This is a genomic window from Pantoea sp. WEP (assembly GCF_041678305.1).
Classification (GTDB): Bacteria; Pseudomonadota; Gammaproteobacteria; order Enterobacterales; family Enterobacteriaceae; genus Pantoea; species Pantoea dispersa.
In genome coordinates this window covers 1,796,187-1,810,814 of record NZ_JBGNXB010000001.1, presented here as the reverse complement: position 1 = coordinate 1,810,814, position 14,628 = coordinate 1,796,187, and the positions used below count along the sequence as shown (strand labels likewise).

The window sequence follows — 14,628 nt, the reverse complement described above, 5'->3', positions numbered from 1 at the left end:
ACACATGCTGTTAATAATGAATGGAGAATCCGATGAACCGCAGTTTGAATCCAGGGATTGCCGCAACCGGCACGAAACGCGTCATCCGTCATCTGCGCTGGTGGGTGCTGGTGCTGTTTCTCGCCGGCGTCACTGTCAACTACATTACCCGTAACTCGTTAGGCATACTGGCGCCCGAGCTGAAAACCAGTCTCGGCATCACTACAGAACAATATTCATGGATAGTCGGCGCTTTTCAGCTGGCTTATACCTTCTTTCAACCGATCTGCGGCTGGCTGATTGATGTCATTGGCCTCAAACTCGGCTTCTTCATCTGCGCCACCATCTGGGCGCTGGCCTGTCTGTTCCATGCCGGCGCCGCCAGCTGGTTGCACCTGGCCATTTTGCGCTTTGTCATGGGCGGAGCTGAAGCGGCCGCCACGCCAGCTAACGCCAAAGTGATTGGTGAATGGTTCCCGAAAAAAGAGCGTCCGATTGCGGCCGGCTGGGCCGGCGTCGGCTTCTCGATTGGCGCCATGCTGGCGCCTCCCATCATCTACTTTGCCCACGCCTCGTTCGGCTGGCAGGGCGCATTCCTGTTTACCGGCTGTCTGGCTCTGGGCTGGGTAGTGCTGTGGTGGCTGTTGTATCGCGATCCGGAACGTAACCCGAATCTCAGCAGCGATGAGCTGGCCTTTATTCGTCAGGATAATGAGCCACCGGCGGTCAAACTGCCCTTCTTCAAAGCCCTGAAAACCGTCTCCAGAAACAAGCGTTTTTACGGTATCGCCATTCCCGCTTTTATGGCTGAACCGGCATGGGGCGTGCTGAGCTTCTGGGTACCGCTCTATCTGGCAAAAGATCTGGGAATGGACCTGAAACAGATTGCCATGTTCGCCTGGCTGCCGTTCCTCGCGGCGGATCTCGGCAGTGCAGCCAGCGGCTACCTGACGCGCATCTATACCCGGCTGTTTGGCTTCAGGCAGGTAAATTCCGTTGTCGCCAGCTCGGTCACCGGCGCCTTTCTGATGCTGTCGCTGGCGCTGGTGGCGATGACCAAAGACCCCTATGTCGCGATTGCCCTGATCTCAATTGGCGGTTTTGGTCACCAGATCATCTCGTGCATGTTAAGTGCGCTGGTGGTGGAAAAATTTGATAAGGGCCAGATGGCCACGGTGAATGGCATGCGCGGCTCGTTTGCCTGGATCTCCAGCTTCCTGTTTTCGCTGGTGATTGGCGTGACGGCTGACAAAATCGGCTTTAACCCGCTGTTTGTCGCCATGGGCTTCTTTGACCTGATCGGTGCAGTCTTCCTGATTGCGTTTATTGCTGAGCGTCGTTCAGCGACCCAATGAAGTAGGTAACGATGAAAACCTTAAAAAACTGGTCTTTAGCCCATTCTGATCGTCACCATGTGGTGCTTAACGTCGATGGCAAACACCATCTGTACCTGTACGTGCTGGAAAAAGGTTTGTTCCGCGTGGTGATCAAGCGCCACGGCAACTACAGTCTGGACCGCACCTGGAGCATTGCGCCGGAACAGGATGTTCCGTGGGAAGGGCGTCCGCGCGACAGCCTGGCCGGGTTTAGCCTGCCCGGCTTTACGCTGGAGGAAGAAGCCAATTGTCTGACCATCAGTACCGACACGCTGCGCGTGATAGTGCGTCAGCCGCTGGCGCTGGAGTGGCAGTACCGTGATGCCGCTGGCCACTGGCAACTGCTGACCGGCGATCGCCCCACCAGTGCCTATCAGATCAACGCACACGGCGACGGCGTAGCGCACTATCAGCGCCGCATGGCAGACGACCGCTACTACGGTCTGGGCGAAAAAACTGGCGATCTGCAACGCAACGGCAAACGCTTTGAGATGCGTAATCTGGATGCCATGGGTTACAACGCCTCCTCCACCGATCCGCTGTACAAACATGTGCCCTTCACCCTCACGCGGCGTAACGACGTCAGCTTTGGCCTGTTCTACGATAACCTCAGCACCAGCTGGTTCGATCTGGGTAACGAGCTGGATAACTATCACCAGCCGTATCGCCGCTGGCAGGCGGAGAGTGGCGATATCGATTACTACCTGTTTGTCGGTAAGCGGGTGCTGGATATCACCAAAACCTTCGTGCGCCTGACCGGCAAAACGCTGTTCGGCCCCAAATGGAGTCTGGGCTACAGCGGCTCGACCATGCACTACACCGATGCGCCGGACGCGCAAAACCAGCTGATGAACTTCATCCGCCTGTGTGAGGAGCACGCTATTCCGTGCGACTCCTTCCAGCTCTCTTCGGGTTATACCTCGATCAACAACAAGCGTTATGTGTTCAACTGGAACTACGACAAAGTGCCGCAGCCGGAAGCGATGAGTCAGGCATTTCACGATGCCGGGCTGCGCCTGGCGGCCAACATCAAACCCTGCCTGCTGCAGGATCACCCGCGCTATGAAGAAGTCGCGGCTCAGGGACTGTTTATCCGCGATTCGGAAGAAGATGTGCCAGAGCGCTCGGTGTTCTGGGATGATGAAGGATCGCACCTCGATTTCACCCATCCGCAAACGGTGGCCTGGTGGCAGGAGAACGTCACCCGTCAGCTGCTGGAAAAAGGCATCGACGCCACCTGGAACGATAACAACGAGTATGAAGTCTGGGACGGCGAAGCACGCTGTCACGGCTTCGGCACGCCGATTGCCATCAAGCATATTCGCCCGGTGATGCCGCTGCTGATGATGCGCGCCTCGATGGAAGCGCAACAGCGCTTTGCCCCCGAACAGCGACCGTTCCTGATTTCGCGCTCCGGCTGCGCCGGGATGCAGCGCTACGTGCAAACCTGGAGCGGCGATAACCGCACCAACTGGACCTCGCTGCGCTACAACATTCGCATGGGCCTCGGCATGAGCCTGTCCGGCTTGTATAACGTCGGTCACGACGTCGGCGGCTTCTCGGGCGATAAACCCGACGCGGAGCTGTTTGTGCGCTGGGTGCAGAATGGCGTCATGCATCCGCGCTTCACCATTCATTCGTGGAATGACGATCACACCGTGAATGAGCCGTGGATGTATCCTTCGGTCACACCCGCGATTCGGGCGGCTATCGCGCTGCGCTATCGCCTGCTGCCGTATCTCTACACGCTGCTGTGGCAGGCGCATGCGGACGATGAACCGATGCTGCGCCCGACGTTCCTCGATCATGAACACGATGCCCAGACCTTTGCTGAGTGTGATGAATTCCTGCTCGGCCGCGATCTGCTGGTCGCCAGCGTGGTGGAACCTGGCCAGCGTGAACGCCGCCTGTGGCTGCCCGACAACCAGACAGGCTGGTATGATTTCGCCACGCAGCAGTGGTATAGCGGGGGTCAGTGGATCACCTTGCCTGCGCCCCTGGAAACGCAGCCGCTGCTGGTGCGCGCAGGTGCGGCACTGCCATTCAGCGAGCGTATTGCTCACGTCGACGCCGCCGCAGACGATCGTCGCACGCTGCAGCTCTACACGTTGCAGGGCAAAGGCGTTAGCCACGGCGAACTGTTCGAAGATGATGGCGAATCCTGGGGCTATCAGCAGGGTAATGCGCTGTGGCTGCAGTGGGAAATGCGCTGCGAAGCCACAGCCATTCACCTCAGGTTACGGCGCAAGGGTGACTATCAGCCGGCATGGCAAACGTTGCAGATTGCCCTGCCCGCCGGTGAACAGCGTGCGCTGTTTATCGACGGTGTCGCCGCAGGCGCTGCGTCAGCCGACGTGACGCTGGCTCAGATTTCCCGCAGCTGATAAACCACAAGAGCGCACCGATGTCGGGTGCGCCTGCTTAACTTCAGCCCGTTCTTCTCTCCCTCAGCGGCTTACACCAACACGCTATCTGCCCGTTTTCTGTCCCGACGCTATCCCGCGAATAAATCTATCCGGTTTAATACGCTTATTTCACCGCCCTGCTCACCCGATTAATCCTGGTTGCTTACTAATATAATAGCTGCGCTTAATGCAGGCATAAGCGTTTACTGCTGAGGCGATTGCGTAAAACATGACGACGCACTGGCTAAGCCATCGCAATAATATGCCTCAACACGGAAACGCCGCGGTTTAAGCAATATTCAACTGTGGCGCGCTATTAGTCATTAAGACGACATTAATCGGGTAATTCCCGACTTCTTAAAGGGCCTCTGTGATGAGAAGATTGCTGTTACCGATGATAGCTTTACTTGCCAGCCACGCCACCTTTGCCGCCGACGGTCAAATCACGTTCGTCGGCGCGATCGTTGAACCCTCCTGTGATTATGCCGTGACGCGCAGCGTCTCGCTGAACTGCACGCGCGAAGGGATTAAAAAGAGCAAAACCCTGCAGGTTAATGGTGCCGCGCGTGAATTACCTTACGCGCTGGGCACCGCGCGCATTATCCGTGAGCGTGGTTTGACTTTTCTGCAGGTAGAATATAATTGATGGTTTTAAGCCTGATTTACTCAGCTGCTCATTATCGTGTCATTATCACTGCATGGCAAAGGAATGCTTTATAAAACAGTGTTTCTCTTAACCTATCCTGGCATTTCACTTCCAAAATAACAGGCACCTGATTAATCTGGCATCCAACGCTTCAGTCTGCAGATATTTTTAACTGCACGATGAGGGATATAAGCATCATTTGCGACATCATGATTTTATATAAATATAGCAATATAGCGCCTGAACCAACAGGCCGGTGCCGACCAGCGCCTTTACGGTGCCGCCGGAAATGCCCCGTCTGATGGCCGCGGCCGGGTATTCAGCTCGCGCGCCTGATCGCCCATAGTACATTGACTTCTTTCGTGGCGCAGGTACATTTTACGCCATGAAAACCTTTCTGATTATTGTCCCGGACGGCGGCATGCTGTTCGAAGCGGCGGGTATCGCCGACATCCTCATGCACGCCAACCTGCACCAGCCGGTGGGCGTTGCTGGCGTACGCTATCGCATCAGCATCGCGACCACGCAGCCGCACCAGGTGATCCACGGCCAGTCTGGCCTCAATCTGCTCGCCGACCTCAAACTGGCTGAACTCGATCCGCGCGAACGCTGGGACACCATCATGATTACCGGCCGCGGTGATAACCCCGAAGAACGCAACATGGTGGTGGACTGGATTAAGCTGGCTGCCCCACAGGCGCGCCGCGTGGTGTCGATTTGCGGGGCGGCGATGCTGCTGGCGGAGGCGGGATTGCTGGATGGCCGGCGCGCCACCAGCCACTGGCGTCTGCTGGACACGCTGCAGGCCAGCTATCCGCGCGTGCAGGTCGAAGGCGGCCCGCTGTATATTCAGGATGGCCCAATCTGGACCTCCGGCGGCGTCAGTTCCGGCTTCGATCTGACGCTGGCGCTGGTAGAGGAAGATTTTGGTTTCAGCGTGGCGCGCGACATCGCACAGGATATGGTGATGTATCTGCGTCGTCCCGGCGGCCAGATGCAGTTCAGCCGCTTTCACCTGCAGTCCGTCAGCGAGTCGGGGCCGATTGCTCAGCTGCAGAGCTGGATCGCCGCCCATCTGGCGGAAGACCTGTCGGTGGAGAAACTCGCAGCCCAGGTGGCGATGAGCCCGCGTAACTTTACCCGCGTGTTCAGCCGCGAAACCGGCGTTTCACCGGCGCGCTATGTGGCAGAAGCGCGGCTGGCGGCGGCGCGCGAGCGGCTGGAGCAGACGCGCGAGACGCTGGAACGCATTGCCATCGCCACCGGCTTTGGCAGCAGCATCAACCTGCGGCGCAGCTTCGAGCGCCAGCTGCATCTCACGCCTAACGAATATCGCCAGCGCTTTCACAGCCGCAAAATGGCGTAAAGTGATCCTTTTTTGTCGTTTACGCCAGCGAGCCTCCGGCCTACAGTGACTGCAGTAACTTCACTAAGGAGTCAGTCATGATCAAGGTAGGCATTAACGGTTTTGGCCGTATCGGACGTAACGTATTCCGCGCCGCGCTGGGCAGCAGCGACATTGATATTGTGGCGATTAACGATCTCACCGATAGTAAAACGCTGGCGCATCTGCTGAAGCACGACTCCCTGCTGGGTCGGTTGCCGGCAGAAGTCAGCGCTGGCGACGGCGAGCTGCGCATTGATGGCAAACCAGTGCGGGTGTTCAGCGAGCGCGATCCGGCCAATATTCGCTGGCGTGACGTGGGCGTGGATATTGTCATCGAAGCCACCGGCTTTTTTACCGAGCGTGACAAGGCCGCGGTGCATATCACGCACGGCGGCGCCAAACGCGTGATCATCTCTGCGCCGGGCAAAAATGATGATTTGACGATTGTGATGGGCGTCAACGACCAGCGCTACGATCCGCAACAGCACTTTGTAGTGAGCAACGGCAGCTGTACCACTAACGGCCTGGCACCCGCCGCGCAGGTGCTGCATCAGGCGTTTGGTATTGAGCACGGTCTGATGAACACCACCCATGCCTATACCAACAGCCAGGCGCTGCATGACCAGCCAGAGAAAGATCTGCGCGGCGCGCGTGCGGCGGCGCTGTCGATTGTGCCCTACTCCAGCGGCGCAGCTAAAGCGCTCGGCCGGGTGATTCCGGAACTGGAAGGCCGCTTAACCGGTTACTCGCTGCGCGTGCCGGTGCCGGTGGTGTCGGTGGTGGATCTGACGGTGACGCTGAAACGCGACGTGACGGCCGAAGAGGTGAATGACGCCTTTAAAGCCGCTGCTGCTGCGGGTCCGCTGCAGGGTATCCTCGGCTACAGCGATGAGCCGCTGGTCTCCAGCGATTATCAGGGCGATGCGCGCTCATCGATTATCGACGGCTTATCCACGCTGGTGATTGGTGGCAACCTGGTGAAGATCCTTGCCTGGTACGATAACGAATGGGGCTTCTCCAACCGTCTGGTTGACCTCGCACGCCTGATGGCACAGCGCGGTCTGTAATCTCCCCGGCGGCGTGCGCCCGACCCGCGCACGCCGCGCTAATGCGCCAGATAGAAGATCAGATGCATTCCCGGTGCCTGCTCAATTTGCAGCGAGGTAAAGGTATATGTCTGCATCCTGCCTTCGACATCAATCAGGGTTTTATTGCCCGCGCCGATTTTCCCCACATCATGGTCATTCCACAGCGTGCGAAACCCGGCGCTGCGCGCCAGCAAATCCTCGATCACCACCTCGAATTCCTGCGACTGATTGCTGGCGGCATAACCGGCGCGAAACGCCGACAGCGTATGGCGCGCCGCCTCTTCCCAACCATGAATGCGCTGCTGGTAGGCTTCACTGATGAACATCAGCTTGAGCGAGTTGCGATCCGCCGGCGGCAGGGCCGCCCAGTCGACAATCAGCGACTGCGCTGCCGGATTCCAGTAGACAATATCCATGTTGGCGCGGCGCACAAATGCCGGATGCGGGTCCAGCGCATCCACCATCGCCCTTACTTCAGGCGGCAACTCATGACTGAAGGGTTGCGAGTGTGCGTTACCAAACACCAGCGCTTCAAGATACTCCTGCTCGGTAACCGAGAGCTGTAGCACTTTGCCGATGCGCTGCAGCGCGGCGGGCGAAATACTGATGTCGCGCCCCTGCTCGAGCCAGGTATACCAGCTGACGCTGACTGCTGCCAGCTGTGCCACTTCTTCGCGCCGCAGTCCGCTAACGCGCCGGTTTTGCCGGCTGAAGCCATAGATCTGCGGATCAATACGCGCGCGCTGGCGGGTAAGGAAGTTTTTCACATCTTCACCACGCGATTTGACGGCCTGGGTATGACCTGTAGTCATAGGATAAACCACCCCATTTTTCACTGAATGATTGACATTTACTATCACCGGACAGAGTAAGGTATCTCAGCGGAGTAAAGCAAAGTATGTCAGCAGATTCAGTTTCCGCCGGACGGCAAGCAGTCCGGCACACCCGGGTGAGCCTGATCACCATGCTCACCGGCATGGTGACCCTGATTGTGGTAATGGGTATCGGCCGCTTTTCACTCACGCCGCAGATCCCGCTGATGATCGCCAACGGTCACCTGACGCTCTCCAGCGCTGGCGTGCTGGCGGCCATGAATTACATCGGCTACCTGCTGGGCGCACTGCACGTGAGCCGCATCACTGCCCATCACGCGCGCTACCTGAAGGCCGGTTTGCTGGCCACCGCGCTGGTGACCCTGCTCTCCGGCTTTAGTCATGCCTGGGTACTGCAGTGCCTGTTCCGTGTGGTGGCGGGTATCGGTGGTGCCTGGGCCCTGATTATCGTCACATCCTGGACGCAGATGGTGCTGGCACAGCAGCAGGCCCCGCGCATGTCCGCCGCGGTATTTGCCGGCCCGGGAGCTGGCATCACTCTGAGCGGCGTGCTGGCGTGGCTTATCACCCGGTTACACCTGAATGACGATCGCGCCTGGCAATGCTATGGCGTGGTAGCGCTGGCTGGCGTGCTGCTGCTGTGGCGCGCGCTGCCCGCGTCGCTCCCCGCCCGGCAGCGGGAAAGTGCGCCGGCGGCACCGGGTAGTGCGGTAAAACGGCTATGGCTGGCCTATACGCTGGCCGGTTTCGGCTATATTTTGCCCGCGACGTTTCTGTCACAAATGGCGCACAGCCTGTTTGCGCAGGGTCAGCTGGCAACGCTTTTCTGGCCGCTGTTTGGACTTTGCGCAGTGGCTGGTGTGGTGCTGATTATGCTGTTTTCTGCGCGCCTGAATACGCGCCTCAGCCTGGCGTGGGTTATGATCCTGCAGGGGTTGGGCGTGGCCAGCGGCGTGCTCATCCCGGGCGTGAGCGGGCTGCTGATCTCAACGGTGATGGTCGGGCTGGGGTTTCTTTCGATTATGCAGCTGTCGATGCAGCTGGCGCGCGCCGTCTCCAATATCAGCGTGGCAAAAACCGTGGCGATATTGACGTCAGGCTATGCCACTGGCCAGCTAATCGGGCCGCTGATCTCCGCCGCCAGCGTGCAGATTTTTGCTTCCCTGCACCCCGCGCTGCTGCTGGCCGCTGGCGGACTGGTGCTGGGCGGACTGCTGGTGCTGCGCATCCGCCCGCACTGACGCGCTTACTTCAATGCCATCGCCTGCTTTAGCGTGAAGAACAGGTCGGTCTGATCGGTCAGGCCGACCACATTCGCCGCGTGCGGACCGTAGGCCGCGATGCGCAGTTGGGTGCCGGTGTGCTCCTGGGAATCCTCTTCCGAGTTACCGTAGCTGATGGTCATCACCGCGCCATCTTTGGTGTTGAGCGCCTGAGTCAGACCCGGCGCTTTAGTGCCGTTTTCGACGATCTGGCTGCTGTGCGCGTGATCGGCGGTGACCACTACCAGCGTATCGCCGTGCTCGCGCGCATACGCCAGCGCCACCTGCACCGCCTCATCTAAATCGACGGTTTCACCAATCTGACCGCACGGGTTAGCAGCGTGATCCTGCTTGTCAATCGACGCGCCCTCCACCTGCAGGAAGAAGCCGTTGTCGTTGTGGCTGAGCAGGTCGATGGCTTTTTGCGTCATCTGCGCCAGGGTTGGCATTGATGCCGGACGATCTTTGTTGACCTCACAGGTCACCACCGGTTTATCCAGATTACCGTGATAGCTGGCTTTCGGCCCCTGCCAGCGCACCGGCATGTTGTCCTCCGAGAACAGCCCCAGCAGTGGCGTCTGTTGATTCGCCTGCTGTACCGCATTCAGCGCGGCGAGATTATCGACCAGCTGGAACCCCCTTATTTCGGCCTGCTCGCGCAGGGTTTTGCCCTGATAGTCGCCCGCTTTAGCCCGCTCAGCGAAAGATTTGGCACCGCCGCCCAGGGTGACGTCGGGACGGGTTTGCAGCAGCTGCTCGCTGATCGATCCTTTCCCGCCCTGCTCCAGCGCGTTACCCGGACACAGCTCGCTGGTTTTTTCCGGGCCGTAGCATTTGCGCGAGGTAACGTGCGCCATCAGCGCGGCCGGCGTGGCATCCTGCAGTTCTGCGGTCGAGACGTTGCCGGTGGCTTTACCGGCTGCTTTCGCCAGTTCAAGCAGCGTGACCTGATCTGTGCCGTTGACATCGACGCCAATCGCGCCGTTATAGGTTTTCGTGCCGGTGGCCCAGGCGGTGGCCGACGCGGCAGAATCCGTTACGTAGTTTGGCTTGTGCGTTTTCTTGTCCAGCGAGTAATGGGTGTACTGGCCGGTGAGCGGCAGCGCATCAATACCGGGAAAGAAGCCGCCGGCCCCCATCGCCTGATTGCGTGCCGCGGTGATTTCGGAATCGCCCATGCCATCGCCAATCAGCAGGATGACATTCTTCGCCGTGCTATTGCTCAATGAGGCTTTCAGCGCCTCGGTCTGGTCGCCACTCAGGCGACGCGCCCCGCCGTGCTGGGTGATATCGCCGGTGGCGGCGCGTTGATAGCTGGCGCTCTCTGCCAGCGCGGACGTGGCGGTGAGTGAAGCCAGCAGAGAGAGCGTGAAAAGAGGTAAGCGTTTCATTTATCAGCATCCTTATCCGTAGATATAACCAAATGTTTCCGCCGACAAGTCTGCGACAGTGCGGTGACACTTTTGTGTCAGTTAAGGAATGTTTTGATGACAAAACCGGCAAAGTGGAGAGGCTTAAGGCAATCTGCGCAGAGGTTAAGCGAATAGAAAAAAAGGAGAAAATAGCCCTTGACCCTTATCGCTGAACTCCCTATAGTAGCGCCCCGTTGACCCAGTGCGGTCAGCAAACAAAATGTGGTGAGGTGTCCGAGTGGCTGAAGGAGCACGCCTGGAAAGTGTGTATACGGCAACGTATCGGGGGTTCGAATCCCCCCCTCACCGCCATCATTCAGAGAAGAGCCTGTACGCAAGTACGGGCTTTTTTCATTTATATTCTCCAGACGTGGGGGGATGAGAATCCCCGATGGGGGGTTCGACAACTGGCGCATGCCAGTTGGACAGCGGAGCCTGCGACGCTGCCCGCAGGGTGAGCGAAGCTCATCAATCCCCTCTACCATTTGTAACAAGACTTCAGGCGGACGAAACCGCTTGTGAATTGATTACAGAGACACAGTTCTACAAAATCAGCAAAAAAATGCACGTGAAGTGCACGTGCACTTTGATGCCATGAAAGCCTCTGACTATCGACAGGAGCTTTTTCATTTTTTATTCTCCTTGCAGCACCGACCCCGCGATCTGGCGACCCCGCTACCTCATTTGATGCCACAATCCATCACAAATCTGCCCAACAACTCTGCACACTCACCGCTTTTGTGCCACAGGACGCATAATCGAAAGATCCCCTTTCGCTGCAATATCGCGTGGGCAGCGGACCGTGTACTCTTACCGGAAATTCTGCAGGATATCCTTTTCATCCACTGATGATGTCACTGAATTCAGAGGGAATGCGCGATGACCAGACTGAAAAAGCACCGGCCATGTTCCGGCCACTCTCTTCGCTGTTTAATGAGACGGACGAACGATCGCCTGACGGGAGAGCGTTAACATGGCCGTTCAGTCAAACGTATCCCATATTCTTAACGAACTCGCGCACAACGCCCGGCAGATAGACGAGAGCCAGGCGCAGGCATTGATCGCACAAATTCGCAGCGCGAAACACATTTTCCTGCAGGGTGCCGGGCGCAGCGGCATTGCTATCCGCGCGTTCGCTAACCGTCTGTTGCATCTGGGTTTCTCTGTCAGCATGGTGGGTGAAATCTCGTCACCCCACTCCAGACCTGGCGATTTATTGATTATTGGTTCTGGCAGTGGCGAAACCGCGAGCCTGAAAGCACTGGCGCTGAACGCCGTTGAGCGCGGTGTCGATGTGGCGCTGATTACCCTGAAAGCAGATTCAGGCATCGGCAGACTGGCCAAATGCGTGTTGGTGTTACCCGGCACCGTTAAAACCGATAACGCACGCAGCGCCGGACGATTCTCGCAGCCAATGGGCTCGGCCTTTGAGCAGCTTTGCTTCATCACCTGTGACGCCATGGTGCTTGAAATCATGCATCAGTGCGGTGAAACCAGCGAGAGCATGTTCAGCCGCCATGCGGACTTCGAATAACAGCATAACGTGTTTCCCGAACGTCGCTGATTTATACGCGGCAAACCTGAGAGCGAAACCCTGTGTGGTGATAATGTGTCGCCGCTGATACGGGTGTACAGGTTAGATAATTTATTCTGTTTATATTTAAGCGTAATTGATTTCCCTGGTGCCGGACTCAGTTATTGATGTGGATAAGGCCACGCATGATCGAGGCCGGTTGATGACAGGATGCCCGTGACGGCCAGCCAGGTGATCACCAGCGCGAAGACAATAATTGCTGTAATTTCAATTGATTTAATCCAATGACGCTTAGCCATAAATCCCCCTTCTCAGTTCAGGTGTTTGTACACGCTTCTCTGAAGATAAGATGTTACCGGTAAAGCGCAAGCGTTGATCACATCATGAAACATAAAGCACAGCTTATTGATTATTTGCGGCGCGAAAATTTGGCATAGCCGATTACCCGTCTGCTGGCGTCCTGGTGCATCCGGGTTTTTCGTGGGGTGAGTGATGTTATCCTTCAGACGCTGCGTGCACCGGGCTAAGCGCATCCGTTGCCGCTAACCCATTTTTGTGACGCACAATATCCGCCATGATTGCCAGCGCGATCTCCGCCGGGGTTTTGCTGCCGATATCCAGACCAACCGGTGCGTGAATGCGCTGCAACTGCGCCGGCGTCAGCTCCGCAATCGCGCTCAGGCGCGCTTTGCGTTTGGCGCTGTTGCGCTGCGAGCCCATCGCACCGAGATAAAATGCCGGCAGATTGACCGCTTCCATCATGGTGAGATCGTCAATACGCGCATCATGCGTCAGCGAGAGGATCGCCGTAGCGGCATGGCAGCCCTCGCGTTCCAGATACACCGCCGGAAACTGCTGCACCAGTTTGACGTCCGGTGCCAGTTCGGCCGCCATATTGCTCAGCACCTCTTCACGGTGTTCACAGACGATGGTTTCGAATCCCAGCGCCAGCGCGAAGTTGGCACAGTACACGGCGACGCTGGAGAGTCCGGCAAGGATCAGGCGCGGCGCGGCACTGAGGGTCAAAACGATTTCACCGTCAGTGACCTGGGTGCGGGTGCGGCGGGTATATGGCGCCGGTTCGAGCGCGTGACACGGCTGCGGCAGCGTCAGGCGTTTGGTGATGGCACGCGCGCCGGACAGCGCATCCTCCAGCTGCTGTAAATAGCGCAGCGTGGCGGCCCCGGCAGGCAACCGTTCGACCAGAATATCCAGTACGCCGCCACACGGCAGCGCGCGGTCAGGCGTGTCGCCCCCCTCACCGTAGCGCACCAGTTGACTGGCAGCAGAGAACGCCTGCTGCTGAACGCGGGTGATAAAATTCTCCTCGACGCAGCCGCCGGAAAGGGAACCGCTGTAGCGCCCATCGGCGCGAATCACCATCATCGCGCCCGGCGGGCGCGGCGATGATCCGTACGTGCTGAGCACGGTACACAGCCACACCGGCTGCGCTTCCGCCCACTGCTGCGCCATCCTTACCACCTGCACATCAAGAGAGTGCATGACTTTCTCCGCTCATCGTTTCCGCCCTTTTTCTTCCCGTAAGCATAGCAATGAAAAACCCGGCCGCAGCCGGGTTGAGATTAGCTATTTTATCAAGGTTAACTGTAAGCATGCAGCGTACGCTGGCACAGTGCCGAGCGAACGCAGTCGTCTTTACCGAAACGCACCACGCCAATCATCTCATCCTCTTCGAAGCGCGCCAGCGCATCGGCAAGGCCAGATTTGACGCTGGCGGGCAGGTCGCACTGAGTGACATCACCGTTGACAATGACCGTGACGTTTTCGCCCAGGCGGGTCAGGAACATCTTCATCTGCGCAGCGGTGACGTTTTGCGCCTCATCCAGAATCACCACCGCATTCTCAAAGGTACGTCCGCGCATATAAGCGAAGGGCGCGATCTCTACCTTGGCGATTTCGGGTCGCAGGCAGTACTGCATAAAGGAAGCGCCGAGACGTTTAACCAGAACGTCGTAAACCGGTCGGAAATAGGGAGCGAATTTCTCGGAGATGTCTCCTGGCAGGAAACCGAGATCTTCATCCGCCTGTAAAACCGGGCGCGTCACAATGATCCTTTCGATGTCCTTATTGATCAGGGCCTCGGCTGCTTTCGCAGCGCTGATCCAGGTTTTACCGCAGCCGGCTTCACCGGTCGCGAATATCAGCTGTTTCGTTTCTATGGCGTTAAGATAGTGCGCCTGAGCATCGTTTCTGGCCTCAATTGGTGACCGGTCACGCACATCGCGCGCCATGCCAATTGCATCCAGCCCACCCATCTGCACCAGCGAAGTGACCGATTCTTCTTCACGCTGACGATGACTGCGAGAGTCATTGCGAAGCACTCGGCGGGCTTCACGACGCGCTTTGATCACTGCTTTCTGTCTTCCCATAGTGGCACCTTACAGTTGGTTTCATTTATCGCGGCGGATCACCCGCGGCGATGATTTGAACGCTTTAGAGGTTTTGTTGGCTTCCTTGTAAGCCGTATCGAGCCAGTGAGAAAAGTGTGCAACAACGCCGAAACGCTGCCGCGCACCGGTAAACATCGGAAAAGAATTCGAAGGCGATAAAAGAAAAGTGAAGAGGATTCTCACGCGGGAGGCAATCCCCCGCAGCGTACTGCGCTAGCTGAAGTGTATTTAACTGTCCGTATAAGGACCGGGCCATGCGCGAACTCCAGTGGACTTAGCCACACAACTGACGACG

General features: G+C 57.8%; 12 protein-coding genes and 1 tRNA gene. 8 read left to right on the top strand and 5 right to left on the bottom strand.

The window, feature by feature from the left end:
* Positions 1-32 precede the first annotated feature (32 nt).
* The 5 genes from ABVR31_RS08265 to gap all read left to right on the top strand — a co-directional run bounded on the left by ABVR31_RS08265 (position 33) and on the right by gap (position 6,860).
* Positions 33-1,334 (top strand): MFS transporter, encoded by a 1,302-nt coding sequence (locus ABVR31_RS08265; protein ID WP_021509925.1) that lies wholly within the window; start codon positions 33-35, stop codon positions 1,332-1,334.
* 11 nt (positions 1,335-1,345) lie between these two features.
* Positions 1,346-3,739 carry a TIM-barrel domain-containing protein gene (locus ABVR31_RS08260; RefSeq protein WP_372772390.1) on the top strand — a complete coding sequence of 798 codons (2,394 nt, stop codon included), beginning with the start codon at positions 1,346-1,348 and terminating at the stop codon, positions 3,737-3,739.
* A gap of 415 nt (positions 3,740-4,154) precedes the next feature.
* Positions 4,155-4,406, top strand: a complete 252-nt coding sequence (locus ABVR31_RS08255) for a hypothetical protein (RefSeq protein WP_372772388.1) — start codon at positions 4,155-4,157, stop codon at positions 4,404-4,406.
* 385 nt (positions 4,407-4,791) lie between these two features.
* A complete protein-coding gene (locus ABVR31_RS08250) occupies positions 4,792-5,772 on the top strand; it encodes a GlxA family transcriptional regulator (RefSeq protein ID WP_141495311.1) in 981 nt (326 codons plus the stop codon).
* Positions 5,773-5,849: 77 nt separating this feature from the next.
* The gene (gap, locus tag ABVR31_RS08245) at positions 5,850-6,860 is read left to right on the top strand and encodes a type I glyceraldehyde-3-phosphate dehydrogenase (protein WP_058757433.1); all 1,011 of its coding nucleotides are present in this window, start codon (positions 5,850-5,852) and stop codon (positions 6,858-6,860) included.
* Positions 6,861-6,898: 38 nt separating this feature from the next.
* Here the strand turns inward: gap and ABVR31_RS08240 are convergent, their stop codons facing one another.
* The gene (locus ABVR31_RS08240) at positions 6,899-7,693 is read right to left on the bottom strand and encodes a helix-turn-helix transcriptional regulator (RefSeq protein WP_222951923.1); all 795 of its coding nucleotides are present in this window, start codon (positions 7,691-7,693) and stop codon (positions 6,899-6,901) included.
* 86 nt (positions 7,694-7,779) lie between these two features.
* Between ABVR31_RS08240 and ABVR31_RS08235 the strand changes: the two genes are divergently transcribed.
* Positions 7,780-8,955: a YbfB/YjiJ family MFS transporter gene (locus ABVR31_RS08235; RefSeq protein WP_222951922.1), complete on the top strand. Its 1,176-nt coding sequence runs from the start codon at positions 7,780-7,782 to the stop codon at positions 8,953-8,955.
* A 5-nt stretch (positions 8,956-8,960) separates the two neighbouring features.
* On the opposite strand, the gene phoA is transcribed toward ABVR31_RS08235, so the two are convergent.
* A complete protein-coding gene (gene phoA, locus ABVR31_RS08230) occupies positions 8,961-10,367 on the bottom strand; it encodes an alkaline phosphatase (protein ID WP_372772385.1) in 1,407 nt (468 codons plus the stop codon).
* A 245-nt stretch (positions 10,368-10,612) separates the two neighbouring features.
* Here phoA and ABVR31_RS08225 point away from each other — a divergent pair.
* A tRNA-Ser gene (locus ABVR31_RS08225) sits at positions 10,613-10,700 on the top strand.
* A 661-nt stretch (positions 10,701-11,361) separates the two neighbouring features.
* Positions 11,362-11,922 carry a 6-phospho-3-hexuloisomerase gene (gene hxlB, locus ABVR31_RS08220; protein WP_336698428.1) on the top strand — a complete coding sequence of 187 codons (561 nt, stop codon included), beginning with the start codon at positions 11,362-11,364 and terminating at the stop codon, positions 11,920-11,922.
* A 161-nt stretch (positions 11,923-12,083) separates the two neighbouring features.
* Here the strand turns inward: hxlB and ABVR31_RS08215 are convergent, their stop codons facing one another.
* From ABVR31_RS08215 to phoH, 3 genes are all read right to left on the bottom strand, one after another.
* On the bottom strand, positions 12,084-12,221 hold the full coding sequence (locus ABVR31_RS08215) for a hypothetical protein (RefSeq protein WP_372772383.1): 138 nt from the start codon (positions 12,219-12,221) through the stop codon (positions 12,084-12,086).
* Between the two features lie 196 nt (positions 12,222-12,417).
* Complete coding sequence (locus ABVR31_RS08210; protein WP_193718012.1) at positions 12,418-13,425, bottom strand: XdhC family protein; 1,008 nt, start codon at positions 13,423-13,425, stop codon at positions 12,418-12,420.
* A 98-nt stretch (positions 13,426-13,523) separates the two neighbouring features.
* Positions 13,524-14,312 (bottom strand): phosphate starvation-inducible protein PhoH, encoded by a 789-nt coding sequence (gene phoH, locus ABVR31_RS08205; protein WP_372772381.1) that lies wholly within the window; start codon positions 14,310-14,312, stop codon positions 13,524-13,526.
* Positions 14,313-14,628: the final 316 nt, after the last annotated feature.

What these genes read in the sequence shown, in the direction of transcription:
- ABVR31_RS08250 (WP_141495311.1), top strand. Translation starts at nt 4,792, where the DNA reads ATGAAAACCTTTCTGATTATTGTCCCGGACGGCGGCATGCTGTTCGAA.
- ABVR31_RS08210 (WP_193718012.1), bottom strand. Translation starts at nt 13,425, where the DNA reads ATGCACTCTCTTGATGTGCAGGTGGTAAGGATGGCGCAGCAGTGGGCG.
- ABVR31_RS08260 (WP_372772390.1), top strand. Translation starts at nt 1,346, where the DNA reads ATGAAAACCTTAAAAAACTGGTCTTTAGCCCATTCTGATCGTCACCAT.
- gap (WP_058757433.1), top strand. Translation starts at nt 5,850, where the DNA reads ATGATCAAGGTAGGCATTAACGGTTTTGGCCGTATCGGACGTAACGTA.
- ABVR31_RS08235 (WP_222951922.1), top strand. Translation starts at nt 7,780, where the DNA reads ATGTCAGCAGATTCAGTTTCCGCCGGACGGCAAGCAGTCCGGCACACC.
- ABVR31_RS08255 (WP_372772388.1), top strand. Translation starts at nt 4,155, where the DNA reads ATGATAGCTTTACTTGCCAGCCACGCCACCTTTGCCGCCGACGGTCAA.
- ABVR31_RS08265 (WP_021509925.1), top strand. Translation starts at nt 33, where the DNA reads ATGAACCGCAGTTTGAATCCAGGGATTGCCGCAACCGGCACGAAACGC.
- ABVR31_RS08215 (WP_372772383.1), bottom strand. Translation starts at nt 12,221, where the DNA reads ATGGCTAAGCGTCATTGGATTAAATCAATTGAAATTACAGCAATTATT.
- phoH (WP_372772381.1), bottom strand. Translation starts at nt 14,312, where the DNA reads ATGGGAAGACAGAAAGCAGTGATCAAAGCGCGTCGTGAAGCCCGCCGA.
- phoA (WP_372772385.1), bottom strand. Translation starts at nt 10,367, where the DNA reads ATGAAACGCTTACCTCTTTTCACGCTCTCTCTGCTGGCTTCACTCACC.
- hxlB (WP_336698428.1), top strand. Translation starts at nt 11,362, where the DNA reads ATGGCCGTTCAGTCAAACGTATCCCATATTCTTAACGAACTCGCGCAC.
- ABVR31_RS08240 (WP_222951923.1), bottom strand. Translation starts at nt 7,693, where the DNA reads ATGACTACAGGTCATACCCAGGCCGTCAAATCGCGTGGTGAAGATGTG.